Source organism: Pseudomonas sp. PDM13 (assembly GCF_025685765.1).
Taxonomy (GTDB): domain Bacteria; phylum Pseudomonadota; class Gammaproteobacteria; order Pseudomonadales; family Pseudomonadaceae; genus Metapseudomonas; species Metapseudomonas solani.
Map to the genome: position 1 here is coordinate 58,407 of NZ_JAOTQU010000018.1, position 24,176 is coordinate 82,582.

General features: G+C 68.0%; 21 protein-coding genes. 12 read left to right on the forward strand and 9 right to left on the reverse strand.

The window, feature by feature from the left end; translation table 11 throughout:
- Position 1 precedes the first annotated feature (1 nt).
- Positions 2-706, forward strand: a complete 705-nt coding sequence (locus OEJ36_RS18825; RefSeq protein ID WP_263402810.1) for a type 1 glutamine amidotransferase — start codon at positions 2-4, stop codon at positions 704-706.
- A 495-nt stretch (positions 707-1,201) separates the two neighbouring features.
- Here the strand turns inward: OEJ36_RS18825 and OEJ36_RS18830 are convergent, their stop codons facing one another.
- The 3 genes from OEJ36_RS18830 to OEJ36_RS18840 form a co-directional block, all read right to left on the reverse strand.
- Positions 1,202-1,990, reverse strand: a complete 789-nt coding sequence (locus OEJ36_RS18830) for a carbon-nitrogen hydrolase family protein (protein WP_263402811.1) — start codon at positions 1,988-1,990, stop codon at positions 1,202-1,204.
- A 14-nt stretch (positions 1,991-2,004) separates the two neighbouring features.
- Positions 2,005-3,687 carry a flavin monoamine oxidase family protein gene (locus OEJ36_RS18835; RefSeq protein WP_263402812.1) on the reverse strand — a complete coding sequence of 561 codons (1,683 nt, stop codon included), beginning with the start codon at positions 3,685-3,687 and terminating at the stop codon, positions 2,005-2,007.
- Positions 3,688-3,973: 286 nt separating this feature from the next.
- Positions 3,974-4,453, reverse strand: coding sequence for an Lrp/AsnC family transcriptional regulator (locus OEJ36_RS18840; RefSeq protein WP_263402813.1), 480 nt, complete (start codon positions 4,451-4,453; stop codon positions 3,974-3,976).
- A 204-nt stretch (positions 4,454-4,657) separates the two neighbouring features.
- On the opposite strand from OEJ36_RS18840, the gene OEJ36_RS18845 reads away from it, so the two are divergent.
- Complete coding sequence (locus tag OEJ36_RS18845) at positions 4,658-5,641, forward strand: fimbrial protein (RefSeq protein ID WP_263402814.1); 984 nt, start codon at positions 4,658-4,660, stop codon at positions 5,639-5,641.
- A gap of 4 nt (positions 5,642-5,645) precedes the next feature.
- Here the strand turns inward: OEJ36_RS18845 and OEJ36_RS18850 are convergent, their stop codons facing one another.
- Positions 5,646-6,683 (reverse strand): AraC family transcriptional regulator, encoded by a 1,038-nt coding sequence (locus tag OEJ36_RS18850; RefSeq protein WP_263402815.1) that lies wholly within the window; start codon positions 6,681-6,683, stop codon positions 5,646-5,648.
- A gap of 8 nt (positions 6,684-6,691) precedes the next feature.
- Positions 6,692-7,609 carry a GGDEF domain-containing protein gene (locus tag OEJ36_RS18855; protein WP_263402816.1) on the reverse strand — a complete coding sequence of 306 codons (918 nt, stop codon included), beginning with the start codon at positions 7,607-7,609 and terminating at the stop codon, positions 6,692-6,694.
- Between the two features lie 419 nt (positions 7,610-8,028).
- Between OEJ36_RS18855 and OEJ36_RS18860 the strand changes: the two genes are divergently transcribed.
- The 6 genes from OEJ36_RS18860 (at position 8,029) to OEJ36_RS18885 (ending at position 16,581) form a co-directional block, all read left to right on the forward strand.
- Positions 8,029-10,557 (forward strand): TonB-dependent receptor, encoded by a 2,529-nt coding sequence (locus OEJ36_RS18860; RefSeq protein WP_263402817.1) that lies wholly within the window; start codon positions 8,029-8,031, stop codon positions 10,555-10,557.
- A gap of 58 nt (positions 10,558-10,615) precedes the next feature.
- Entirely contained in the window at positions 10,616-12,544 is a 1,929-nt protein-coding gene (locus tag OEJ36_RS18865; protein ID WP_263402818.1) for a phytase, read from the forward strand.
- A 72-nt stretch (positions 12,545-12,616) separates the two neighbouring features.
- On the forward strand, positions 12,617-13,318 hold the full coding sequence (gene tolQ / locus OEJ36_RS18870; protein ID WP_263402819.1) for a protein TolQ: 702 nt from the start codon (positions 12,617-12,619) through the stop codon (positions 13,316-13,318).
- 8 nt (positions 13,319-13,326) lie between these two features.
- Positions 13,327-13,773, forward strand: a complete 447-nt coding sequence (tolR, locus tag OEJ36_RS18875) for a protein TolR (RefSeq protein WP_263402820.1) — start codon at positions 13,327-13,329, stop codon at positions 13,771-13,773.
- Positions 13,770-14,585, forward strand: a complete 816-nt coding sequence (locus OEJ36_RS18880) for an energy transducer TonB (RefSeq protein WP_263402821.1) — start codon at positions 13,770-13,772, stop codon at positions 14,583-14,585. Before tolR ends, OEJ36_RS18880 begins: the two co-directional genes overlap by 4 nt.
- Positions 14,586-14,622: 37 nt before the next feature.
- On the forward strand, positions 14,623-16,581 hold the full coding sequence (locus OEJ36_RS18885; RefSeq protein WP_263402822.1) for a PhoX family protein: 1,959 nt from the start codon (positions 14,623-14,625) through the stop codon (positions 16,579-16,581).
- 313 nt (positions 16,582-16,894) lie between these two features.
- Here OEJ36_RS18885 and OEJ36_RS18890 read toward each other — a convergent pair whose 3' ends face one another.
- Both OEJ36_RS18890 and OEJ36_RS18895 read right to left on the reverse strand, forming a co-directional pair.
- A complete protein-coding gene (locus tag OEJ36_RS18890; protein ID WP_263402823.1) occupies positions 16,895-17,473 on the reverse strand; it encodes a hypothetical protein in 579 nt (192 codons plus the stop codon).
- 76 nt (positions 17,474-17,549) lie between these two features.
- Entirely contained in the window at positions 17,550-18,440 is an 891-nt protein-coding gene (locus OEJ36_RS18895) for an NmrA family NAD(P)-binding protein (protein ID WP_263402824.1), read from the reverse strand.
- Between the two features lie 159 nt (positions 18,441-18,599).
- Between OEJ36_RS18895 and OEJ36_RS18900 the strand changes: the two genes are divergently transcribed.
- From OEJ36_RS18900 to OEJ36_RS18910, 3 genes are all read left to right on the forward strand, one after another.
- On the forward strand, positions 18,600-19,565 hold the full coding sequence (locus tag OEJ36_RS18900) for an AraC family transcriptional regulator (protein WP_263402825.1): 966 nt from the start codon (positions 18,600-18,602) through the stop codon (positions 19,563-19,565).
- A 129-nt stretch (positions 19,566-19,694) separates the two neighbouring features.
- Positions 19,695-20,894 carry a diguanylate cyclase gene (locus tag OEJ36_RS18905; protein WP_263402826.1) on the forward strand — a complete coding sequence of 400 codons (1,200 nt, stop codon included), beginning with the start codon at positions 19,695-19,697 and terminating at the stop codon, positions 20,892-20,894.
- Positions 20,895-21,047: 153 nt separating this feature from the next.
- Positions 21,048-21,818 (forward strand): hypothetical protein, encoded by a 771-nt coding sequence (locus OEJ36_RS18910; RefSeq protein WP_263402827.1) that lies wholly within the window; start codon positions 21,048-21,050, stop codon positions 21,816-21,818.
- On the opposite strand, the gene OEJ36_RS18915 is transcribed toward OEJ36_RS18910, so the two are convergent.
- On the reverse strand, positions 21,809-22,135 hold the full coding sequence (locus OEJ36_RS18915; protein WP_263402828.1) for a DUF2388 domain-containing protein: 327 nt from the start codon (positions 22,133-22,135) through the stop codon (positions 21,809-21,811). The two genes, OEJ36_RS18910 and OEJ36_RS18915, sit on opposite strands and share 10 nt — an antisense overlap.
- Positions 22,136-22,157: 22 nt before the next feature.
- Positions 22,158-22,679 carry a tetratricopeptide repeat protein gene (locus tag OEJ36_RS18920; RefSeq protein WP_263402829.1) on the reverse strand — a complete coding sequence of 174 codons (522 nt, stop codon included), beginning with the start codon at positions 22,677-22,679 and terminating at the stop codon, positions 22,158-22,160.
- Positions 22,680-22,871: 192 nt separating this feature from the next.
- On the opposite strand from OEJ36_RS18920, the gene OEJ36_RS18925 reads away from it, so the two are divergent.
- Positions 22,872-24,161: an NAD(P)/FAD-dependent oxidoreductase gene (locus OEJ36_RS18925; RefSeq protein WP_263402830.1), complete on the forward strand. Its 1,290-nt coding sequence runs from the start codon at positions 22,872-22,874 to the stop codon at positions 24,159-24,161.
- Positions 24,162-24,176: the final 15 nt, after the last annotated feature.

Sequence of the window (24,176 nt, forward strand, 5' to 3'; positions counted from 1 at the left end):
TATGCGCGTCGCCATCCTCCAGCACGTACCCTTCGAGGGCATCGGCCGCATCGCCCAATGGCTCGACCTGCGTTCGGCCCAGGTGCGGGTGCACTACCTCTATGCCGGATGCCCGCTGCCGCAGCTGGATGACTTCGAGCTGCTGATCGTCATGGGCGGCCCGATGAGCGTCCACGACGAAGCCGTGCTGCCCTGGTTGGTCGGCGAGAAGGCACTGATCCGCGCGGCGCTCGAGGGCGGCAAGCGGGTGCTGGGTATTTGCCTGGGCGCCCAGCTGCTGGCTGAGGCCCTGGGAGCGCAGGTGCGCCCGGGCGAGGCAGAGATCGGCTGGTGGCCCATGGAGAAGCACGCCCTGGCCGAACACTCGCCCCTGGGCCGCATGCTGCCCCAGCGCCTGATGGCCATGCATTGGCACGGCGAGACCTTCGACCTGCCGGCCGGCTCCATCCCGCTCTATGGCTCGGCTGCCTGCGCCAACCAGGGCTTCGTCTGGCAGGAGCGCGCCATCGGCCTGCAATGCCACCTGGAAAGCACGCCCGAAAGCATCCAAGAGCTGCTCGAAGCCTGCCCCGAGGACCTGGCGCTCGCCGGTTCTGTTGAAAGCGCCGCGGCCATCCGTGACGGTTACCCCCATTGCAGCGCCCTGGCGCCGACGCTGTTCCGCCTGCTCGACTACCTCACCGGCCCCCACGCCGTGCTGACCTGACCCTTTCCCCTCGAGTCTGTTTTCTCAACCGCCCGGTGGCCCTGCCCTTTGCCCCGGGCGGTCTTTCATTCATGGCGTGGGATGGTCTTCGCGAGGGTGACAAGGGAGCGGTGAATAGCTTCGCGAGCAGAGCTCGCTCCTACGGGTGCTGTCCCCGAAAGCCGTGGATGGTTCTGTGGATAAGCTGTGTGTACCTGGCTGCGCGCCCTGCACTGCGTAGCGCTTCATCGGGTGATCGGTTTCCGAGCAAACGGGGTCGCCCTGGTTCCGTTGGGCCTCGCTACGTTCGACGCCAACCTAAGGGCGGTACGGGTTTGTAGGTCGGGTGCAACCCGACGGTCCGATCACCAAGCCATGCAGGTTCCACCCGCCCTACCTGTCCCCGGAAACCGTGGATGGAGCTGTGGATAAGGTGTGTGTACATGGCTGCGCGCCTTGCACTGCGCAACGCTTCGTTGGGTGGTCGATTTCCGAGCAACAGGGCTCGGCGGCGCCCTACGGCCGGTACAACTCCGGCCGGCGGTCGTGCAGGTAGGTGATGGCGGCGCGGGAGGTTTCCAGGGCTTCGTGGGCGATATCGGCCAGCAGCAGGGTTTCGTCGCGGCCGGCGCGTGCGGTCTGTTCGCCGTCGGGGCCGTTGAGGCTGGAGAGGCCGCAGTAGCGGATGGCACCCTCGGCGCCGCAGTAGTTGGCGTAGGCCAGGTAGCACTGGCTCTCGTAGGCGCGGGTGCGCACCAGCACGTCGCAGACGAAGTCGTACGGCACCATGTTGGCGGTGGGCACCAGCACCAGGTCGGCACCGGCCTGGGCCAGGCGCCTCACGTTCTCGGGGAACTCCACGTCGTAGCAGATCAGCACGCCGAGCTTCCAGCCTTCCAGTTCGAGGATCGGGCAGGGCGCGTCGCCCGGGCTGAACATGCCCCGGTCCAGCTCGCCGAACAGGTGGGTCTTGCGGTAGTTGCCCAGGCGCTCGCCCCGCGCGTTGATCAGTTGCGCCGAGTTGAACAGGGCGCCGTCCGTGCCCCGTTCCGGGTAGCCATAGAGAATGGCGATGCCTTGCTCGCGGGCGATGGCGGCGATGCGCTGCGCCCAGGGTCCATCGCTGGGCTGGGCCAGTTCCTGCGCCGCCTCGCGGCCGATGTTGTAGCCGCTCAGGTACATCTCCGGGCCCACCAGCAGGCGTGCACCACGCCGTGCCGCCTCGGCGGCCTGGCGGTGCAGGCGCACGAGGTTGGCCTCCGGGTCCAGCGGCAGAGGCGGGCACTGGTAGAGGGCGATGCGCATGGCGTCTCTCCTGATCATTCCGGCAGGGCGATGGGGCCGAGTTCGGCGAACACATCGCCCGGGCCGGGGTTGGCGGCGTGGGTGGCGCCGCCGTAGTGCTTCATGATCCCCCACACGGCGTTGAGCGAGGTCTGCACCGCGCCCTCCACCCAGGCCGGGGTCCAGGACACGTCGTCACCGGCGATGAACATGCCCTTGTGCTCGGCAGGCATGTCGTCCTGCATGAAGTGCGCGTACATGCGCTGGTTGTAGCGGTAATGGCCCGGCAGCGCGCCCTTGAAGGCGCCGAGGAAGTGCGGGTCGGCCTCCCAGGAAACGGTGATCGGGTCGCCGATGATGTGGCTGGCGATGTCCACGTCCGGGTAGATCTTCTTCAGCGCATCCAGCGCCAATTTCACGCGCTTCTCGATGGGCTGCGGCAGCATCTTCAGGGCATCGCTCATCCAGGAATAGGAGAGGCAGATCACCCCCGGCTTGTCGTCGCCGTTGTCGAACAGGTAGGTGCCGCGGGTGAGGCGGTCGGTGAGCGTCATGCTCATGGTGTCGCGGCCGGTGACCGGGTCCTTGTCCTTCCAGAAGGGGCGGTCGACCATCACGAAGGTCTTCGACGACTGCATGTAGCGGGTGCGGTCCAGGGCCATCCACATCTTCTGCGAGAACAGCGACTCCTCGCATTCGATCTGGGTGGTCAGCAGCCAGCTCTGGCAGGTGGTCAGCACCGCCGCGTAGTGGCGGGTGTCGCCCCAGGCGTCGGTCACCGCCAACTGGCCATCGGCGGCGCGGGCGATGCGCTTCACCCCCGGGCGCGGCGCGCCATTGTGCAGGGATGCCAGGCTGGTGCCCGCCGGCCAGTGGGCCATGCGCTCCGGCACGTGGCGCCAGATGCCCAGCGGCACCTGCTGCACGCCACCCACCACCAGGTGCTGGTGGTCGTCGCAGTTAGTCATCACCACGCGGAAGATCTCCAGCATGGAGTTGGGGAAGTCCGAGTCCCAGCCGCCGGTGCCGAAGCCCACCTGGCCGAACACTTCGCGGTGGTGGAACGACAGCTTGGCGAAGGCCTTGGAGGTGGCGACGAAGTCATAGAAGGTGCGGTCGTCCCAGAGCGGCACCAGGCTGTTCCACAGTTCCTTCAGGCGTTTGGTATCGCGGTCGCGGATGGCCTGCTGGATCTCGCCGAACTGCGCACCGTCTTCCAGGGCGTCGGCCCAGGCGTCGGCCACCTCGCGGAACAGCGCCGGCAGGTCGGCCATCTTCTCGGCGTAGTAGGTCTTGCCTTCGAGGTCGATCACCGTGCTGCCGGAAGCCGGCGTCAGCGGGTTGGGGAAGGGGCGGGTCTCCAGGCCCAGCTTGTCGACGTAGTGGTAGAAGGCCGTGGACGACACCGGGAAGCGCATGCCGCCCAGCTCCGCGATGATCCCCTCGGTGCCTTCGAAGCTCTGCGAGCGCAGGCGGCCGCCCATCTTCGAGGCCTCGTACACCACCGGCTTCAGGCCCAGCTTCATTAGTTCGTAGGCGGCCACCAGCCCGGCGATGCCGGCGCCGACAATGGCCACTTCCTCGCCCTGGCGCTCGGTGGGGATGCTGCCCAGGCCGGCGGGGTGTTCGATCCAGTCATCGAAGGCGAAGGGGAAGTCCGGGCCGAAGATAGTGATCGGCTTCTTGCCGTCGGCGGGGTGGCGATTGTTCTTGTTCATGCTGGACCTGCAAGGCGAAAAGGGGCCGTCTGAGCGCGGCGAAAGGGAGCATTCTAGGGAGCGCGGGTTTCGTCCATAAGAAGCAGAATGTCGTCGATTGGATTGCGCATGATGCAAAATGACGACTATTAATAGCGTTATGACGAATTTCGCGCGCTCGCTTCCTGTTTCAGGCTAGCTGCCGTGGAAGGTGCGCGTAGGCGCGAGCGCTGACCCCTGGAACCGACGGCCCCACCCGTAGGAGCGAGCTCTGCTCGCGAAGCCGTGCTCTTTTGACGCGCGGCTTCTACGCCCCGGAGGAGGGTGCCAATGGCTGGCCGCGATCGATCTTGCAACTGAGGATGATGGAGGTGGTGGTGCGCTCCACGCCTTCGACATTGCCGATCTCGTCCAGCAGCAGGTCCAGGCGCTCGGGGGAGTCGGCGCGCAGCCAGGCCACGTAGTCGAATTCGCCGCTCACGGTGCACAGCACCTGCACCTCGGCCATGGCCGTGAGGCGGCGCAGCACTTCCTTGCCGCTGCGCGGTTTCACCGTGATGCCCACGTAGGCTTGCAGGCCGCCGTCGGCCACGCGCTGGCCCAGGCGCACGCCGTAGCCGGTGATCACGCCGCTCTTCTCCAGCCGCGCCAGGCGCGAATTCACCGTGGTGCGGGCGATGCCCAGGTTGCGCGCCAGGGTGGCGACGCTTTCGCGGGCGTTGATCTGCAGGGCGGCGATCAGCTGGCGGTCGATCTCGTCGAGGACGCTGTGAGTCAGGTCTGGCATGGGAAAATCGGGTGAGGAGGTGAGGCGTCAAGGCTACCGAATACCTCGGGTTGGTAGAAGCGGGTCGTGGCGGTGATGCAGTTGCCGGGCGTGAAGAGGTTCGACTACAGCACTATCGGACAGGGCTGATTTTCCACCTCCGGGCTAATCGCTAGCATTCCCGGTCCCTTGCTGACCGTCGATGCCAGGAACCACGGGTGCCCCATGAAAAATTTATGGAATCGTCCCTTTTCCCTCGTTCTGCCAGTCGCCCTGCTCTTGCTGTTCAGTCAGGTGCCGGCGTGGGGAGCATCGTGCGTTGGCAGTGGGGTGAGCACACCTTTCAACCTGCCGGCGACGCTCAAGGTCAACCGGGATGCAGCAGTAGGGACCGTGATCTATGACACTCGCGGCTGGATAGGCAGCGGCGAGGCTAGCGCGGTCTGCAGGGGCCCCGGGACCATCAGGCAGAAGCACGGCTATTCCCAGGGTATGACCGCGACCACGCAGGATGGGGTCTATGCCAGTGGCGTACCCGGCATCGGCATCAAGGTGGCCTGGTCGAACAGCGCCAGTAACCTCCCCAGCGAGATGAGCGGTGGTGTGCTCATGAACTACCCCACTCGTGCCACGGCGATATCACCCAACACTTATCTTCCGGCCCAGCGATGGTGGATTCAGCTGATCAAGACCGGGGAAATAACCTCAGGCACCTTCAATATCCCGCCGATCGACGTCTACTACCAAGAGCTCCTGACCAACCGGCTGAACATTGCGGGTTCCCGGCTGGAGTTCCAGAAGCGCGGCTGCCGCCTGGCGCTCAGCAATATTCCGATGCCGCTTCCCACTGCCTTCCTCCATGACTTCAAGGGCATCGGCTCTACTGCCCGCCCCCGGGAGTTTGGCATTCCCCTGACCTGCGACTCGGATATCCGGGTGTCCTATTCGATCATGGGCCTGCAAGACGAACCCAGCGTGTTGAAGAACAGCGTGGGCCCGAAATTGGCGAAGGGTGTTGGCGTGCAACTGCTCAGGGGGAACAACGACATGAGGCCGATTGTGCTGGGGGAAAAGACCTTCTTCGCCGACTCGGGGCCAGTGGAGGGACGTAGCACGATCCCCATCTACGCGCAGTACTACCAGACCGAGGAGAAGGTTTCCCCGGGCATGATCAACATCCTCGCCACACTGTCGCTTTTCTACGAGTGAGCGCCTAGCCCCCCATCAGCACCCGCCGCAGGGCACTGGGCGAGAGCCCGGTCCAGCGCTTGAAGGAGCGGCGGAAGTTGGTGGCGTCGTGGAAGTGCAGGTAGCTCGCCACCTCCTCGTTGCTGTAGCCCTTGATGCGATAGAGGTAGAGCGCCACGTGCTTGCGCACCAGGTCGCGTTGCTCCTGGTAGTGGGTGCCGTGCTTGGCCAGCTTGCGCTTGAGGGTGGCCGGGCTCATGTCGAAGGCCAGGGCCGCCTGCTCCAGGGTCGGTGCCTCGCGCACCCGCGCCAGCGACCAGTGATAAAGCCCTTCCAGCAGGCTGGTGTCGAAGCCCAGTTCCTCTCGCTGCCGCTCGCATTGCTGCTGGGCTACGCGCCCGGCGGTGAGGGACGCTTGCGGCCAGGGGCGGGCCAGGTACTGGCGGGGTATCTGCAGGGCGTCGATCTGCCGCTCGAACAGCACGTCCTCGCCCAGGTGCACCCAGTACTGCTCCACCCAGCGGGGTTGCCCATGGCTGAAGTGGCAGCGCCAGGGCAGGCGTTCGCCGGAGAGCCAGCGGCTCATGCCCAGCACCGCGGTCATCGCCGTTTCCACCAGGAAGCGCTGGTGCTCGCCGGCCCCGCAGGCATCCACCCAATAGAGCCAGGCGTCCTGCTCGTCCAGCAGTAGACGCGGCGCCAGCAGCGGGCTGAGCAGCGCACGCTGGGCCACCAGCAGGTCCAGTGCCTCCTGCAGGTTGGCGGCGTGGCGCAGGGCGTCGCTGGCGGCGCCGTAGTGGCCGGGGAATAGGCGCTGGCCGAAGAGGAAGCTGGTGTCGTCGGCGTCCAGCAGGCGCCGGGCGTTGCCGATCAGCACCAGAAACTGCTGCGGGCTGATGCGCTGCTCGCCCGCCACGATGTCGTCGTAGAACAGCCCGGTGCCGCGCAGCAGGCGGTGGCTGTCGATGTCCCGCGACAGCGCCAGGTCGATCAGCGTCGCCGGCTGGTGGTGGGCGGCGATGAAACGGCTGTCGCACTCGTAGCCATTGCCCCTGTGTGTCATGGCGGGCCTCAGGCGCTGTGGGCCAGGCGCGGCGGTTTGGCCCGCGCCAGGGCGAGATTGAGGCGCCGCAGCAGGCTCTCGGCGTCGTCCTGCAGGGCCATGGCCACGGCCACGGTGGCCTGCAGTTCCAGGCGCTCGCCGTGCTGGCGGGTCTTGTGGGCGAAGTGGCGCACGGCCTCGCGCAACTCCTCCGCCAGCTGCCGTGCCTGGGCCTCGCCGGTGTTGGGCAGCAGCACCACGAAGCGATCGCCGGCCAGGCGGCAGAGCAGGTCCTGGCGGCGCAGGTTGAGCAGCAGCAACTGGGTCAGCGCCAGCAGCAGGTGGTCGCCTTCGCCATGGCCGAAGCGGCGGTTGAGGCCGTTGAAGTCATCGAGGTCGAGGATCACCAGGGACAGCGGTTGGTTGTTCGTCGCGGCCTCGGCCAGGCCCAGTTCCAGCTGGCGGCGCAGGTAGTCGGCGTCGCCCAGCGGGGTGAGCTTGTCGAACTGGCGGTGCTCGCGGAACAGCCGCTCGCGCTTTTCCATCTGCGCGCTGATGGCCAGCTGTTCGCGGTGCCAGTGGTAGATGCCCAGGGTCAGCAGCACCAGGCCGATGGGCATGGGCACCGACTCCAGCCAATGATCCCAGTGAACCGTGTCGGGCATGCGGATGAACTCGTCGAGGCTGTCGATCCACCAGGAGAAGAACACCCCGGCCAGCCCCAGCACCAGCAGGTTGGTGACCCGCCCGGCGGGCCGGCTTTTCAGCACCAGGCCGATCCACACCAGGGACAGCAGCGCCGAGCCGCCTTCGCCGAGGATGTCCAGCCAGACCCACTCCGACGTCGCCTTCAGGTCGCCCACCGCCAGGTGCAGCAGCAAACCGATATTGGCCGCCAGGAACAGCGCGGTGAGCTTGAGGCGATGCAGCTTGAGCAGGGAGGTCATGGCGGTGTCCGGGTGGTTCGACCGGGCCAGCAGAGCAGATGATTGTGACGGCGAAGTTGCAGCGCCGACGGGCGCCGGGAGGGTCGGATTGGCTCAGGGAAGGTGCGGTGTTTTTTGCTGTTCCGGAGCCGTTACGTAGGGGCGAATTCATTCGCCCAGCAGCCCGCAGGGCTGCCCCTGCGGGGCCTGCAGCAGGGGATCGGCGGGCGAATGAATTCGCCCCTACAGGAGCCGCCGGCCATGCTTGCATCGTCGTGCTCGGGTCATATCAGCTCAAAACACCCCGGTCACCCCGGCAAAACCCCGTCATTCCTGCCTGGCGCCCATTCGCTGTCACAGAAGCTTCATCCGTGCTGCCTAGCGTCCGCTCCCAAGTTGCCGGGCCATTTGCTCGGCCTGGATTCCTGGGGAGAGCATTCATGTACAAGCGCAGCACCGCCGCCCGGCTTGCGGGCTTCACCTTCAGCGCACTGACCCTGGCCGTGGCCAGCGTTGCCTGGGCCGCCGACGAGGGCGCTGCCGGCGCCACCGAGCACGTCGAAGTGGTCGGCCAGGCCGCCAGCATCGACAAGGCCCTGAAGGAGCAGCGCGCCTCCGACAGCGTGGAAAGCGTGGTGCATGCCGACGGCGTCGCCCAGTTGCCGGACCAGAACGCCGCCGAAGCGGTGCAGCGCCTGCCTGGCGTATCGGTGGAGCGCGACCAGGGCGAAGGTCGCTTCGTCAGCGTGCGCGGCCTGGGCCCGGACCTGAACAGCGTCACCATCAACGGCACCCTGGTGCCGGCCCCGGAAAGCGACCGCCGCGCCGTGGCCCTGGATGTGCTGCCCGCCGAACTGGTGCAGTCGCTCACCGTGATCAAGACCCTGACCCCGGACATGGACGCCAACTCCCTCGGTGGCACCGTCGACGTGGAGAGCCTCTCCGCCTTCGACCACGAGGGGCTGTTCTACACCGGCAGCACCGAAGCCAGCTACGACGAGAACACCGACAAGACCAGCCCCAAGTTCTCCGGCGCCATCAGCGACCGCTTCAGCCTCGGCGACGGCATCGACAACTTCGGCGTGGCCGCCGCCCTGAGCTGGCAGAAGCGCAAGTTCGGCTCCGACAACGTCGAGACCGGCGGCGCCTGGGACTTCGAAGACGGCGCCCGCCTGGAGGAGCTGGAGCAGCGTGATTACGCCATCACCCGCGAACGCGCCGGCGGTGGCCTCAACTTCGACTACAAGCCCGACGACGTTTCCAGCTACTACCTGCGCACCCTCTACAGCCGCTACAAGGACAGCGAGACGCGCAACGCCGCCGGGATCGAGTTCGACGACGCGCGCCTGCCGGGCGAAACCGGTGACGGCGAGGGCTACCGCGAGCTGAAGGACCGCGAGGAAACCCAGGAGATCCAGTCCTACGTCTTCGGCGGCGAACGCATGATGGGCCTCTGGACCCTGAGCGGGCAGGCCGGCTACAGCCAATCCAGCGAAGACAGCCCCGGCCACATCGCCGGCGCCACCTTCGAAGGCATCCGCGACTTCACCGGCACCGGCTTCAACGACAGCAAGAAGCCGCGCCTGAATGTCGAGAACGGCTTCTACGACCCGGCCAACTTCGCCCTCGACCAGGTCGACTGGGAGAAGCAGAACACCGAGGACACCGAGAAGAATATCCGCCTCGACCTGGCCCGCGACTACGACCTCTCCGGCTACGCCGCCCAGGCCAAGTTCGGCGGCAAGCTCAGCCGCCGCGACAAGACCAACGACCTGGAAGCCTGGACCTACGAGGGCCTGGACACCTTCTTCAGCGACGAGCAGCTCAACCTCGGCCAGTTCCAGAAGGGCAACGTGCACTACGCCCTCGACCGCTTCGGCCCCGGCATCAGCGCCAGCGCCATCAAGGGCCTGATCGGCCAGCTCAACGCCGCCGACTTCTACAACGAGGAAGAATCGCGGGTGAACGACTTCGACATGAGCGAAGACATTAACGCCGCCTACCTCATGAACACCCTGGACGTGGACGACTGGCGCTTCATCGCCGGCATGCGCTACGAGGGCACCGAGTTCGAAGCCAAGGGCACCGGCATCCGCGATGGCGACTACGAGAGCATCGAGCGCAAGCGCGACTACCACCACTGGCTGCCCGGCCTGCACGCGCGCTACCAGATCGACAAGGACACCCAGCTGCGCGCCGCCTGGACCAAGTCCGTGGTGCGCCCGACCTTCGGCCAACTGGCCCCGGGCTTCGTCATCGACGGCGACGAAGCCAGCTTCGGCAACCCCGACCTGTCGCCCCTGGAGTCGACCAACTACGACTTCGGCATCGAGCACTACCTGGGCCGCGCCGGGGTGGTTTCGGCCTTCGTCTTCTACAAGGACATCCAGAACTTCGTCTACAACACCGACCTGGCCGGCACCGGCGACTGGGCGACCTTCGACGAAGCCAACACCTTCGCCAACGGCGACAGCGCCAAGCTCTACGGCCTGGAACTGGCCTACTCGCAGAAATTCGACTGGCTGCCCGCCCCCTGGAACGGCCTGCTGCTGGGCGCCAACGCCACCTTCAGCCGTTCCGACGCCAGCATCGAGGGCTTCGACCAGGCCAGCGGCCGCACCCTCAAGCGCGACATCGACCTGCCCAACCAGTCCGACACCGTCGGCAACCTGATGCTGGGCTGGGAGAACGACAAGCTCAGCCTGCGCCTCTCGGCCAACTACAAGTCCGACTACCTCTACGAAGTGGCCCCAGTAGGCGACCGCCAGCACGACCTGCACGTGGATGCGCAGACCTTCGTCGACTTCAGCGCCCGCTACTTCCTGACCAAGGAGCTGCAGCTGTCCTTCGAGGCGCAGAACCTCACCGACGAGAGCTACTACGTCTACACCGGCAGCCGCAGCTACAACGCCCAATACGAGGAATACGGCCCGACCTACACCCTCGGCCTGACCTTCACTCACTTCTGATCGCCACGCCCTCCCCGCCAGGGGAGGGCCGTTCCCCCGTATCGCCTGGAACCGCCCGATGACCCACACCCGCACCCACAATCCCCTGCTGCTCGCGGCCCTGCTCAGCCTGGCCGCCTGCCAGCCGCAGCCGGCCGCCGAAGCCCAGGCCCCGCAACTGGCCCTCAGCCCCTGGGGCGCCTCGGCCAAGATCAAGGCCGAAGAGCTGCGCCAGCTGCCCGGCTCCGCCATGCGCCTGGCCGCCAGCGAGCGCAACGGCCTGCTCCTGCTGGACGGCGAAGGCAAGGAGCTGGCGCGCCTGCCCGGCTCCTTCTCCAGCCTCGACCTGCGCAGCGCCGGCCCCAGGGGCCTGATCGCCGCCAGCCTCGACAACGCCACCCAGCAGGCCACCCTGGTGGGCCTGGATACCGACACCCATCGCTGGGGCACGCCGCTGCAGCTGCCGGCCCGTGACTACGCCGTGGCTGGGCTCTGCCTGTACCGCGATGACGCCCGCAACCTCTACCTGTTCCTGGTGGGCGAAGACGGCCACGGCGAGCAGTGGCTGGTGGGTGCCGGCGAGCGCCTCAACGCCGAGGCCCGTCACGTGCGCGGCCTGGCCCTGCCGCCGGCCGCCGAGTACTGCCAGGTGGACGACGCCGCCAACCGTCTCTTCGTCAACGAAGAGAACGTCGGCCTCTGGGCCTACCCGGCCCACCCGGAAGCTGACAGCGCCCGCGTGCCAGTGGACCTGGTCGCCCCCTTCGGCGGCCTGGCGAAAAGCGCCGGCGCCATGGCCGTGGTCCCCGGCGGCCTGCTGGCGCTGGACCCTGCCGCCGCCCGCCTGCACCTCTACCAGCAGCAGGGCGAGGCCTGGAAAGCCGTGGCCAGCCTGGCGCTGGCCGGTCTGGAAGAGCCCGAACGCATCGCTGTCGCCGCCAGTGCCCAGGGCACCGACCTGCTGGTGCAGGACGACGCCAGCGGGCGCCTGTACCAGGGCCGCCTGGACTGGCAGGCGCAGCCCGTGGCCCTGCCGCCGGTACTGCCCAGCGTCGCCGCCCTGCGCCAGAGCGAGCCGGTGGGCCGCCAGGGCGACGCGGCGGACGACCCGGCCATCTGGGTCAACCCCAACGACCCGGGCGCCAGTCGCGTGCTCGGCACCAACAAGAAGCAGGGCCTGCTGGTCTACGGCCTCGACGGCCAACTGCTGCAGGAGCTGCCGGTGGGCCGCCTGAACAACGTCGACGTGCGCCCCGGCTTTGCCCTCGGCGGCCAGCGGGTCGACCTGGCGGTGGCCAGCAACCGTGACACCAACAGCCTCAGCCTGTTCGCCATCGACCGTGCCACGGGCGAGGTGAAGCCGGCCGGCGAGGTGCGCACCCCGCTCAAGGAGATCTACGGCATCTGCCTGTTCCAGCCGGCCTCCGGCGAGATCTACGCCTTCGCCAACGGCAAGGACGGGCGCTTCCTGCAGTACCGCCTGGACGGTGCCAGCGGCGAGGCGAGCGGGCAGCTGGTGCGCGAGTTCCGCGTCGAGAGCCAGCCCGAGGGCTGCGTCGCCGACGACCAGCGCCAGCGCCTGTTCATCGGTGAGGAAGACGTCGGCGTCTGGGCCCTGGACGCCCGCGCCGAAGCCCCCGCCGAGCTGCACTCGGTGATGAAGGTGGGCGAGACGCTGCACGCCGACGTCGAGGGCTTGGGCCTGTACCAGAGCGACGCGCGCGACTACCTGGTGATCTCCAGCCAGGGCAACGACAGCTACGTGGTGCTCGACGCCGAGCCGCCCTTCGCCCTGCGCGGTGCCTTCCGCGTCGGCCTCAACGCCGCGGCCGGCATCGACGGCGCCTCGGAGACCGACGGCCTGGAAGTCACCTCCGCCAACCTCGGCGGCCCCTGGAACCAGGGAATGCTGGTGGTGCAGGACGGCCGCAAGCGCATGCCCGAGCAGACCCAGAACTTCAAGTTCGTGCCCTGGGCCGAGGTGGCCCGGACCCTGGGCCTGCACTGAGCTGTCATCAACCCGTCATCGCCGCGTAATCGAATAGGGCCCTGCGGGGCCCGGCAACACGAGGAACCAACCATGCACGCAACATTGGAACAGATGACCGTCTGGGGCCTGATCAGCGACGCCAGCCTGCTGGTGAAAGGGGTGATGGCGATCCTGCTGCTCGCCTCCCTGTTCAGCTGGTACCTGATCGTCCAGCGCGGCGCCCTGCTGGCGCGCATCGAGCGCCAGGCCAAGGCCTTCCAGGCGCGCTTCCGTGGCACCGCCGACCTCACCCAGCTGCAGCGCCGCGACGAGGCGGACGAGGACGCCGCCCTGGAACGCATCTTCCAGGCCGGCTACCAGGAATTCGCCCAACTGCGCCGCGAGCCGGGCATCGCCCCGGAGATGGTGGTGGACGGCGTCGAGCGCGCCCTCTATGTCGCCATCGCCGAGCAGGAAGAGCGCCTGGAGAAGGGCCTCACCTTCCTCGCCACCGTCGGCTCGGTCAGCCCCTACATCGGCCTGTTCGGCACCGTGTGGGGGATCATGAATTCCTTCATCGGCCTGTCCCAGGTGCAGCAGGCGACCCTCTCCACCGTCGCCCCGGGCATCGCCGAAGCACTGATCGCCACCGCCATCGGCCTGTTCGCCGCCATCCCCGCGGTGATCGCCTATAACCGCTTCTCGGCCCGCGCCCAGGGCCTGGTGGCACGCTACTACGCCTTCGGCAACGAACTGCAGGGCCGCCTGCAACGTCGCCTGGCCGGCGCCAACCCCGTCGCCGCCGCGGCCTGAGGTGCAGCATGCTCGTCCGTCCCCAGCGCAAGCACGGCCCCAAGGCCGAAATGAACGTGGTGCCCTACATCGACGTGATGCTGGTGCTGCTGGTGATCTTCATGGTCACCGCGCCGATGCTCACCCAGGGCGTGAAGATCGAACTGCCCAAGGTGGCCAGCGAGGCGCTGCCCCGTGACAGCCAGCAGCGCATCCTCACCCTCTCGGTGAAGGCCGACGGCGGCTACTACTGGAACCTGGGCGCGGAGCTGGACACCGAAAGCCAGACCGACAGCGCCGTGGCCCTGGAGGAGATGACCACCAAGGTGGGCGCGCTGATCGCCGAGCGCGGCGACACCCAGGTGTACATCCGCGCCGACCAGGACGCCGGCTACGGCAAGGTGGTGGCTGCCATGGCCGCGCTGCAGCAGGGCGGGGTGGCCAACCTGGGGCTGATCACCGAGGCGCCGCAATGAGCGTGATGGTCATGAGCGATGCGCCTCTCTCCCGTCTGTCGCTGCCCAGCGCCCGCACCTGGCGCAACGCCTTCGCCGCCGGCTGCGCCCTGGCCCTGCACCTGGGCGTGCTGGCGCTGCTGATGGCCGGCTGGGCCCCCGAGCGCCCCGCCGAACCGGCCCAGCGGGTGCTTACCACCCAACTGATCAGCCTGCCTGCGCCAGCCCCCGAACCGGCTCCCGCGCCGGTGCAGCCGGCTATTGCCGAAGCCGCCCCGGTGGAACCGCTGCCGACGCCCGTCGAGCCGGTGCAGCTGCAGGTGGACTCGCGAATCGAGCAGCGCAAGCTGGAACAGGCCGCCCTGGCCCGCAAGCGCGTGGAAGAACAGAAGCGCCAGGAGCAGGTGCAGCAGGAAACCCGGCGCCGCGAGCAGCAGCGCCTGGAAGCCGAGCGCGTCGCCGCGGCTGCCGAGCAGCAGCGCCAGCTCGACCTTGCCCGTCAGGCGGAACAGCAACGCCAGGCCGCCGAGCGTGCCCGCCAGGCCGAAGCCGCCGCCAACAGCCGCCAGTACCTGCCCATCGCCAAGGAGGCGCCGGACTATCCCCAGCGCGCCCTCGACAAGGGCATTCAGGGCGACTGCACGGTGGAGTACCGGGTCAACCCGCAAGGCCGCGTCGAGGACCCGCAGGTGGTGGGCGACTGTCACCCGCTGTTCATCCGCCCGTCATTGGTCGCGGCGCAGACTTTCCGCTACCAGCCGCGCCTCGAAAACGGCCAGCCCGTGGCCGTGCCCGGCGTGCGCAACACCTTCCACTACCGCATCGAACGCTGAGCGCGGAGCGCCGGCGCATAACCAGAAGAGAACCGTGATGACCCAGGATTTCGACGCCTTCCACGCCGCACTCGCCGCCCATGACGACGTGGCCATCAACCCCAGCGGCAACCGCAGCCTGGACCAGATGGTGGACGCCGGCCGCCGCAACGTCCTCAAGGGCGGCCTGGCCATGGCCGCCCTGGGCTTCTTCGGTGGCGGCATCAGCGCTTGCCGCGCGGTGGCCGATGACGGCCTGCTGGGCTTCAAGGGCGTGCCTCAGCAGTTCGATGCCAAGTTCGACAAGGTGATAGTCGCCGACGGCTACAGCGCCACGCCGTTCTTCTCCTGGGGTGATGCGGTGCTGGCCGATGCGCCGGCCTTCAAGGGCGATGCCAGCGAAACCTGGGAAGACCAGCTCAAGCAGGCCGGCGACAACCACGACGGCATGCATTTCTTCCCCTTCCCCGATGCGCCCAATGACCACGGCCTGCTGGTGATCAACCACGAGTACATCAACCCCACGCTGCACAGCGCCGGCATCGTCTTCGTCGACGGCAAGCGCAAGGCGGAGGACGTGAAGAAGGAACAGGCGGCCCACGGCGTCAGCGTCATCGAGGTGAAGAAGGACGGCGACGGCCACTGGCAGCGGGTCGCCGGCTCGCGCTACAACCGCCGCATCTCCACCCTCACGCCCATGCAGCTTACCGGCCCGCTGGCCGGCAACGCCGCGATGAAGACCGCCTCCGACCCCAGCGGCCTGGAGGTGATCGGCACCCTCAACAACTGCTCCATGGGCGTGACCCCCTGGGGTACCTACCTCGCCTGCGAGGAGAACTGGCACAACTACTTCATCAACCGCGACCCGGCCGACTACGCCCAGCGCGTGTCCCACAAGCGCTACGGCATCGCCAAGGAAGGGGTGAGCAAGAACTACGGCTGGGAAACCGCCGATGCCCGCTTCGACGCCACGCCCTACCGCGACCAGCCCCACGATGGCCATGTGCAGGAACCCAACCGCTTCGGCTGGGTGGTGGAGATCGACCCCTTCGACCCCAGCAGCAAGCCGAAGAAGCGCACCGCGGTCGGCCGCTTCTGCCGCGAGTGCTCCACCCTGTCCCTCGGCAAGGACGGGCGCATGGCCTACTACTACGGCGACGACACCAAGGGCGAGTACATCTACAAGTTCGTGCCCAGCGGCCGCTTCGATGCCGCCAACCCCAAGGCCGCCCGCGACCTGCTGGACGACGGCACCCTCTACGTCGCCCGCTTCGACGATGACGGCAAGGGCCAGTGGCTGGCCCTGGTGCACGGGCAGAACGGCCTCACCGCCGAGAACGGCTTCGCCAGCCAGGCCGAGGTGTTGCTCAACGCCCGTGCCGCTGGGGACATACTCGGCGCAACGCCCATGGACCGCCCCGAGTGGGTGGCCGCGCACCCGGAGACCCGCGAGGTCTACGTCACCCTTACCAACAACGACGACCGGGGCAGCAAGAAGCCGGTGAACGCCGCCAACCCGCGCCCGCACAACCTGCACGGGCAGATCCTGCGCTGGAACGAGGCGGGCGGCGATCCCACTGCCACCACGTTCCAGTGGGAGATCTTCCTCCTCGCCGGCGAGCCCCAGGGCGCCAAGGACGACAAGGGCCAGGCGGTGCCGGCCAACCTCATCGGCACCATCAACGGCGACGCTTTCTCCTCCCCGGACGGCCTGGCCTTCGACCCCGCCGGCCGCCTGTGGATCGAGACCGACTTCGACGACATCGAGCCGGCCATGGCCCGCATCGGCTGCAACCAGCTGCTCTGCGCCGACCCCAAGACCCGCGAGGTGCGTCGCTTCCTGGTCGGCCCGCGTGGCTGCGAACTCACCGGCATAACCTTCACCCCGGACGGCCGCAGCATGTGGGTGAACATCCAGCACCCCGGCATCAGCTACCCCGCCAGCGACGGCAAGAGCCGCCCGCGCTCCACCACCGTGCTCATCACCAAGAACGACGGCGGCGTGATCGGCAGTTGATGCACGCGATGATGGACCGCTCTCTGTAGGTTGGCGCCGAGCGCAGCGAGGCCCAACGATGCCGGGCTCGACTCCGCGCGTTGGGCCTCGTACCTCGGCCCAACCTACGGGTGTGCATGACGCCGGCTCTCGTAGGAGCGAGCTCTGCTCGCGAAGCTTGGCGACGCCGAGGTGGCGGGTTTCACCCGCCCTACAAGGGGCCCGGGAACCTCCGATGCCGGGTTCGACTCCGCGCGTTGGGCCTCATACCTCGGCCCAACCTACGAGCGTGCATAACGCCGCTCTCGTAGGTCGGGTGAAACCCGACGCTCCGCTATCGCTTCGGCGGTCGCCTGTGCACGCCGGCCAGCACCTGGTCGGCGAAGGCGGCGGGGCCGCGTACTTCGAGGTAGTGCACCTGCTCGCCATCGGGGATGAAGAACACCTGGTAGGGCTTGCCGTCCTGGCTGGTGCGCCAGGCGAAAAGCTCGATGCCGTCGATGCGGTAGGGGGTGAGGCTGGCCTTGCCACTGCACAGGTCCATGGCCTGGCGCATGGAGGTCACCCATTCGCGGGCCTCCAGCGTGGCGGCGCTGTCATCGCCGAACAGCAGGCGCACCTGTTGCGCCGGGGTGCCCAGGTTGGCGCTGCCCAACTCCTGAGCGGTCATCACGTGGTGGGCGATGTTGTGGCCGCCGGGGTAACGGGCGATCAGCAGATCACCGCTGTGCAGCAGCAGCTCGGGCTGTTCCACCAGGCCCAGTTGCAGCTTCTCCTTACCCGCCAGCACCAGCGGTAGGCCCGCCAGCTTTCCGCCGGCCAGTGTCTGTTGCGGGGCAGGGCGGTAATCGCAGCCCTGGGCCAGGGCGTTGGCACTGATCAACAGCAGGGCCAGCGGCAGCAGCCGTTTCATCGTCGTCATCCATGGGCCTGTGAGGCAGCGAGCTTAGCAGCGCACCGGAACCACGGGTGCGCCACCGTTCTCGTGCTCAAGCCGAGCGGTACAGGGCGGCCAGTTCGTCGGCGAAGGCTTCGAAGGCGGTCGGCGTGCTGTTGCTCGCGTCGCGCCCCTCCAGCGAGCGGATGCGCCCGTCGCTGATGGCCTGCGCCAGTTCCACATAGAGGGCGGCGAGGCTGGCGGAGAACCCGGCGCCGGCGAGGATGCCGGCCATCTCCTCCTGGGGCATTTGTACATAGGGCAGTTCGGGTTGGCCGATGCGCGCGCCGATGATGCGGGTGGCCTCGGCATAGCTCAGGTCACGCTGGCCCAGCAGCTCGCGCACCCGCTGGCCGTGCCAGTCGGTGGCCAGCAGCGCCTGGGCGGCGGCTTCGGCGATGTCGCGGCTGGCGATCATCGGCAGGTCGACATCGGGGGCCATGGCATCGGCCACCATGCCGTGCTCGCGGATCACCCCGAGCGCCGGGACGAAGTTCTCGAAGAAGGCGCCGGCCCGCAGGATCAGCAGGTCCAGCCCCTCGATCCCGCGCAGCCGCGCTTCGTGGCTGTGCAGGCTGCGGATCGGGCCGTTGCCGCTCGCCAGTTCGGCACCGACGCTGCTCAGGGCCACCGCGCGGGGCAGCCTGGAGGCGCGGATGGCTTCGACCATGGCCTCGCTCTGTTCACGCTGGCGGGCCAGGTAATCGTCCACGTCCAGCCCGTAGGGCAGCAGCAGGTAGGCGGCGTCGGCCCCGGCGAAGGGCCGGGCGAGGAAGGCGGCGTCGTCTGGCGCGCCGACCCAGGGTTCGGCGCCGAGGGCTGCCAGAGGGGCGAGCTTTTCCTCGCTGCGGCCCAGGGCGCGGACGGTGGCGCCGGCGTGCAGCAGGCGGGTGCAGATGACGTGGCCGGTCTGGCCGGTGGCGCCCATCACGGTGATGATCATGGTGTTGCTCCTGATCGCTGGGCGGCAGGCGGGATGCCTGTGCCGGGAATCCAGTTTCGGCGCCTCCAGCTGGACGGACAATGATTCGGAGTCGCGCCGATATGCTCATTCGTCCAGATATTCTGGACGCCCGGCAATGCCGGGTTCAGAGTGGAATGCATGGATACCCAAGACGCCTGGTCCCTTCCCGACCCTCTCGGCGAGGCCCTGCACAGCCTGCGCATGAGCGGCACCTTCTACTGCAGTTCGGAGTTCTCCGCCCCCTGGGGCCTGGAGCTGCCGGCCATGCCCCAGTGCCTGATGTTCCATGTGCTCACCAGCGGGCGCTGCTGGCTGCAACTGGATGGCGAAACGCCGCTGGCCATGGCTCCGGGCGACCTGGTGCTGGTGCCCCATGGGCGTGGCCATCGCCTGGTGGACGAGCCGGGCAGCACGGCCCAGGGGCTGTTCGACCTGCCCCGCGAGCCGGTCAGCGAGCGCTACGAGATTCTCCGCCACGGCGGCGGTGGCGAGCGGGCGGAGATGGTCTGCGGCGCCCTGCGCTTCGATCACCCGCTGGCCCGCCAACTGCTGGAGGCATTGCCCCGGGTGCTGGTGCTGGGGGCGGACGAGGGCGCCAATGGCGACTGGCTGCAGGGCACGCTGCGCTTCATGCGGGACGAGGCGCGCACCTTGCGCCCCGGTGGCGAGTCGGTGATCACCCGGCTGGCCGACATCCTGGTGATCCAGGCCATCCGCGCCTGGCTGGAGCGTGACCCGGCGGCTCGTACCGGCTGGCTCGGCGCCCTGCAGGACCGCCAGGTGGGCCGCGCCCTGGCGCTGATCCACCGCGACCCGGCGCGCAACTGGACCCTGGAGTCCCTGGCCGGCGAGGTGGCCATGTCGCGTTCGGCCTTCGCCGCGCGTTTCAGCGAGCAGGTGGGCGAGCCGGCCATGCACTACCTGGCGCGCTGGCGCATGAGCCTGGCCCTGAGCTGGCTGCAGGACGGCGAGATGGGCGTCGGCCAGCTCGCCGAGCGCCTCGGCTACCAGTCGGATGCGGCATTCAGTCGCGCCTTCAAGCGTTTCAACGGCATGGCGCCAGGGGTTGCGAGGCGGCGCCTGACGACCAGCGGTATGGCCTGAAACCCGCACAAGGATTGATACAGGGACGGTTGGCGCTGGTGGCGCCGTGCCATACTTTCGGCAAGTCGGCTTTGTATGGGCGATCCCCTGGAAGCTGTTTACCTGAGGGTGCGGGAGGTGAGGTCAGGGATGGATAAGGTCCAGCTGTTGCTCAGCCACTACGCCGAGAGCCGTTACACGCGGCAGCTCAATAAAGGCTTTGGGTGGCTGCGTTTCGAGCCCGAACTGGAGGCGGAATACCGCATCTCCAATTACCGGGCCTTTCGCAACACGCGCATCGGAGCCATTTCGATCCTGCTGCTGGCGCTGCTGTTTTTTCTCGGTGTCGATGTCTTCTACGCCCTGCGCCATTACGACGCGACGCTGACCCCGGCGATCTTCGCCATGCGCCTGGTGGCCCTGGCCGGGATCATGCTCTCGGCCACCATGGTGCTGCAGGGCAACGACCGCAGTGCCGGGGCTTTCTGGGTGCCCTGCGCGATGTTCGTCATCAGCGCCACGACCCTGGCCAGCAACATCCTCTACATGCAGTTGCTGGAAGAGGTGGGCATGCCCTTCAACATCGACGGCATGATCCTGGTGCTGATCGCCATCTTCTTTCCCGTGGGCTACAGCTACTGGGGCTCGGTGGTCTGCGCGGTGATCACCTTCATCGCCATGCTGGTGCTGATCCCGCTCTACCTGCCGGAAGGCTATCTCGACGACTTCGTCGCGCTGTCCATCTACCCGCTGGTCGCCATGTGCTTCACCGGCATGTCGCGCTACTTCCAGGAATCGGCCACGCGGCGCCAGTTCCTCACCCGCGCGGCGCTCAAGGAGCTGGCCGACAGCGACAGTCTGACCGGCCTGTGCAACCGGCGCATGTTCGAGATCCTGCTGGATCGCTCCCTGCGTGAAAGCCAGCGCGAGCGCCATTGCCTGGGGCTGATGCTGGTGGATGTGGATTTCTTCAAACGCTACAACGACCTCTATGGCCACCCGGCCGGGGACGCGGTGCTCAAGGCGGTGGCCGAGGCCCTGCAGAGCACGCCCCGGCGCTCCCTGGACTTCGCCGCGCGGCTCGGTGGCGAGGAGTTCGCCCTGGTGTTCTGCGACCTGGTGCCGGTGTTCGCCGAGCGGGTGGCGGAAGAGGTGCGCCGGCGCATCGAAGGGCTGGCCATCCCCCACGAGGGTTCCAGCATCGGCCCGGTGCTGACCGTCAGCGTCGGCATGGCCCTGAGCCAGCCCGGCGACACCCGCGACAGCCTCTACAAGCGGGCGGACGAGGCGCTCTACACCTCGAAAGGGGAGGGCCGCAACCGCGCGACCCTGGCTGCCGAAGTGGGCTGAGCCCCCTCGGGTGATGTTTTTTTCATCCTTCCTTCACCGCGTTTTCACTCCTTCCCGGTCACTCTCGCCTCGCGCTGGGCAGACCGGGTCCGTGTCCGCGCAGAGGGCTGCATCCATCAGGCAGCCACATCCGTGCGGGCCCCGGGAGTCGTGATGAATAAATTGCCCCAGATAACCCTGGCCTTCTGGATCATGAAGATCTGCGCCACCACCCTGGGCGAGACCGCCGGGGACCTGTTGTCGATGACCCTGGACGTCGGCTACGCCATCAGCTCGCTGATCCTCATCAGCGCCTTCTTCGCCACCCTGTTCACGCAGCTGGCGAGCAAGCGCTACAACCCGCTGGTGTACTGGGCGGTGATCCTCTCCACCAGCACCGCCGGCACCACCATGTCGGACTTCATGGACCGCACCCTGGGCCTGGGCTACGCCACCGGCTCGGCGATCCTGGTGGGCATCCTGCTGTGCATCTTCGCGCTGTGGCGGGTCACCGAGGGTTCGCTGTCGGTGGACCGCATCCGTTCGCGGCGGGGCGAGCTGTTCTACTGGGGCGCGATTCTCTTCTCCAACACCCTGGGCACGGCGCTGGGCGACTTCCTCGCCGATGACTCCGGGCTCGGCTTCGCCGGTGGCGCCTTGCTGATCGGCGGTGCCCTGGCGCTGGTGGTGGCGGCCCATTACTTCACGCGCATCTCCACCGTGCTGCTGTTCTGGCTGGCCTTCGTGCTCACCCGGCCCTTCGGCGCGACCCTGGGCGACGTGCTGACCAAGACCCACGAGAAGGGCGGGCTGGACTTCGGCACCGTCGGCTCCTCCCTGGTGCTCGGTGGCGTGCTGCTGGTGCTGGTGGTGTACGCGACCTGGGTGCAGCGCCAGCGCGCCGCCTATGCGGGGCTGACCCTGGTGCGCACGCCTCAGCGATAGGCCGAGGCGGCGAGGGCGCGGGCGAGGCTCATGTCGTCGGCGCTCGCCGTCGCCGGTTGTCGGTGCAGTTCCTGCAGGGCGCGCTCCAGCTGCGCGCCACGGATGCGCCCATTGCTGGCGATGAAGGCCATCGCATCATCCCGCGCCTGGGCCTGGATGCCCGGCTGGCGTTCCTCCTGGCTGAGGTTGCTAGTGGTAGCGGGGGCGAAGGTGATGGCCGCGCTGCTGCTGAGCAGCCAGGAGCCGGAGTCTTCGTCGGCCAGCGCGGCGGCTGGCAGGGCCAGCAGCGCGAGGCAGAGCGGGAGTGTCGGGCGCATGGTTCGTCCTTGAGGCTCGGGGTCAGGGCAGGGTTTTCAGGGCCGCGCAGCTGGCCTCGTAGCGCTGGCCACAGGCGGCCTGGTAGAGGCGCCGGGCCTGGTCCGGGTCGCGTGGCACGCCCTGTTCACCCTTGAGGTAGAGGCTGCCGAGCACGTGCTGGGCCATCGGGTTGCCGGTGGCGGCGGACTGGTTGAGGTACTGCAGCATCGCCTGCTGGTTGGCGTAGGCCGGGTCGTTACGCCCGGTGTAGAGGTAGGCGAGGCTCACCGCCGCCATGGCGTGGCCCTTGTCGGCGGCACGCTTCCACCAGAACTCCGCCTGCTTGAGGTCGGCGGGCTTGGCCACGAAGAAGTGGCTGCCCAGCTGGAATTGCGCTTCCAGGTCGCCGCGCTCGGCGTTGGTGCGCAGCAGTTCCAGGGGCGTGGGCTGGTCCTGCACTTGGTTGGGCAGGCGCTGCGGCGGCGCCTCGGGCTTGGGCTGGTCATGGCTGCAGCCGGCCAGCAGGGCCAGGGCGCAGAGCGCTGCCAGGGTTGTCGCTTTCATCCGTTCACTCCTGCCGCCGCGAGGGCTCGCGGCTCGATGGTTCTTACCGGCTTATCGGACAACAGCTTTTGCCTCGGGTGCAACGCCATCCTGTGAGCCGGTCGTGATCGTCGGCATCTCGCCGCTTGGTTTTGTGAAATTCTAGTGATAGATTTTCATGAAATTTATCAATAAAAATTTCATGAGGCTCGCATGTTCAAGCAATCCGCCCAGCATGTCGGCACCTTCTACGCCGCCACCTACCCCGGTTCCATTCCGCTGCGCCCGCGCCTGCAGGGCAGCCTGGACAGCGATGTGCTGATCATCGGCGCCGGCTTCAGCGGCCTGCACACCGCCTTGCGCCTGGCCCTGGCCGGCAAGCGCGTGGTGCTGCTGGAAGCCAGCCGGGTGGCCTGGGCCGCGTCCGGGCGCAATGGCGGGCAGGCGCTGCTGGGTTGGTCCTGCGACATGCCGCCGCTGGAAAAGGCCCTGGGGCAGGAGCGCACCCGCCGCCTCTGGGACAGCATGCGCTGGGCCGCAGGCGAGATGCGCGAGCTGCCCCAGCGCCACGGTTTCGACGTCGACTACCGTGTGGGCAGCTTGTGGACGGCGGTGCTGGAGCGCCGCGTCGAACTGCTGCGCGAGGCCCAGCGCGACGCCGAGCAGAAGTGGGGCTATGACGCCATGCGCCTGATCGAGCGCGACGAGCTGCCGGAGTGGATCGCCAGCCCGCGCTACAAGGCCGCGCTCTATGACCCGGAAGCCGCCCACCTCAACCCGCTGAAGCTGGCCCAGGGCCTGGCCGCCGCCATCGAGGCCGCCGGCGGGCGCATCTTCGAACAGAGCCAGGTGCTGGAGTACCGCGACACACCGGCCGGCTACGTGGCGCACACCCCCGAAGGCGAGGTGCGTGGCGATGTGCTGGTGCTGGCCTGCAACGCCTATGTCGACGGCCTCGACCGCCAGCTGTCCTCGCGCCTACTGCCGGTGGGTTCCTACCAGGTGGCCACCGCGCCGCTGGACCCGGAGCTGGCGCGCTCGCTGTTGCCGAAGAACAGCTGCGTGATCGACAACCAGTTCGTGCCCGACTACTTCCGCCTCACCCCCGACCACCGCCTGCTGTTCGGCGGCGGCTGCACCTACCTGGGCGGCCTGCCCAAGGACGTGCCGGCGGCCACCCGGCCCTACCTGGAGCGGGTGTTCCCGCAGCTCAAGGGCGTGCCGATCGACTACGGCTGGGGCGGCCACATCGACGTCACCATGAAACGCACCCCGGACATCGGCCGCCAGGGCCAGCGCTACTGGCTGCAGGGCTTCTCCGGCCACGGCGTGCTGCCGACCCTGGCCGGCGCCCGTGCGGTGGCCGACGCCATCCTCGGTGACGAACAGCTGCTGGCGCTCTACCAGGGCCTCGACAACCCGCGCTTCCCCGGCGGCTCGCTGCTGGCAGCCCCGCTGGAAGCCGCCGGCAAAGCCTGGTATCGCTTGCGCGACCTGGCCTGACGCCAGCGCCAGCCG

Bases quoted from the DNA above. Each gene is read 5' to 3' on its own strand.
- OEJ36_RS18825 (WP_263402810.1), top strand. From the start codon at position 2: ATGCGCGTCGCCATCCTCCAGCACGTACCCTTCGAGGGCATCGGCCGC.
- OEJ36_RS18925 (WP_263402830.1), top strand. From the start codon at position 22,872: ATGTTCAAGCAATCCGCCCAGCATGTCGGCACCTTCTACGCCGCCACC.
- OEJ36_RS18890 (WP_263402823.1), bottom strand. From the start codon at position 17,473: ATGAAACGGCTGCTGCCGCTGGCCCTGCTGTTGATCAGTGCCAACGCC.
- OEJ36_RS18830 (WP_263402811.1), bottom strand. From the start codon at position 1,990: ATGCGCATCGCCCTCTACCAGTGCCCGCCTCTGCCGCTGGACCCGGAG.
- OEJ36_RS18880 (WP_263402821.1), top strand. From the start codon at position 13,770: ATGAGCGTGATGGTCATGAGCGATGCGCCTCTCTCCCGTCTGTCGCTG.
- OEJ36_RS18860 (WP_263402817.1), top strand. From the start codon at position 8,029: ATGTACAAGCGCAGCACCGCCGCCCGGCTTGCGGGCTTCACCTTCAGC.
- OEJ36_RS18895 (WP_263402824.1), bottom strand. From the start codon at position 18,440: ATGATCATCACCGTGATGGGCGCCACCGGCCAGACCGGCCACGTCATC.
- OEJ36_RS18910 (WP_263402827.1), top strand. From the start codon at position 21,048: ATGAATAAATTGCCCCAGATAACCCTGGCCTTCTGGATCATGAAGATC.
- OEJ36_RS18850 (WP_263402815.1), bottom strand. From the start codon at position 6,683: ATGACACACAGGGGCAATGGCTACGAGTGCGACAGCCGTTTCATCGCC.
- OEJ36_RS18835 (WP_263402812.1), bottom strand. From the start codon at position 3,687: ATGAACAAGAACAATCGCCACCCCGCCGACGGCAAGAAGCCGATCACT.
- OEJ36_RS18865 (WP_263402818.1), top strand. From the start codon at position 10,616: ATGACCCACACCCGCACCCACAATCCCCTGCTGCTCGCGGCCCTGCTC.
- tolR (WP_263402820.1), top strand. From the start codon at position 13,327: ATGCTCGTCCGTCCCCAGCGCAAGCACGGCCCCAAGGCCGAAATGAAC.
- tolQ (WP_263402819.1), top strand. From the start codon at position 12,617: ATGCACGCAACATTGGAACAGATGACCGTCTGGGGCCTGATCAGCGAC.
- OEJ36_RS18885 (WP_263402822.1), top strand. From the start codon at position 14,623: ATGACCCAGGATTTCGACGCCTTCCACGCCGCACTCGCCGCCCATGAC.
- OEJ36_RS18915 (WP_263402828.1), bottom strand. From the start codon at position 22,135: ATGCGCCCGACACTCCCGCTCTGCCTCGCGCTGCTGGCCCTGCCAGCC.
- OEJ36_RS18920 (WP_263402829.1), bottom strand. From the start codon at position 22,679: ATGAAAGCGACAACCCTGGCAGCGCTCTGCGCCCTGGCCCTGCTGGCC.
- OEJ36_RS18845 (WP_263402814.1), top strand. From the start codon at position 4,658: ATGAAAAATTTATGGAATCGTCCCTTTTCCCTCGTTCTGCCAGTCGCC.
- OEJ36_RS18855 (WP_263402816.1), bottom strand. From the start codon at position 7,609: ATGACCTCCCTGCTCAAGCTGCATCGCCTCAAGCTCACCGCGCTGTTC.
- OEJ36_RS18900 (WP_263402825.1), top strand. From the start codon at position 18,600: ATGGATACCCAAGACGCCTGGTCCCTTCCCGACCCTCTCGGCGAGGCC.
- OEJ36_RS18905 (WP_263402826.1), top strand. From the start codon at position 19,695: ATGGATAAGGTCCAGCTGTTGCTCAGCCACTACGCCGAGAGCCGTTAC.
- OEJ36_RS18840 (WP_263402813.1), bottom strand. From the start codon at position 4,453: ATGCCAGACCTGACTCACAGCGTCCTCGACGAGATCGACCGCCAGCTG.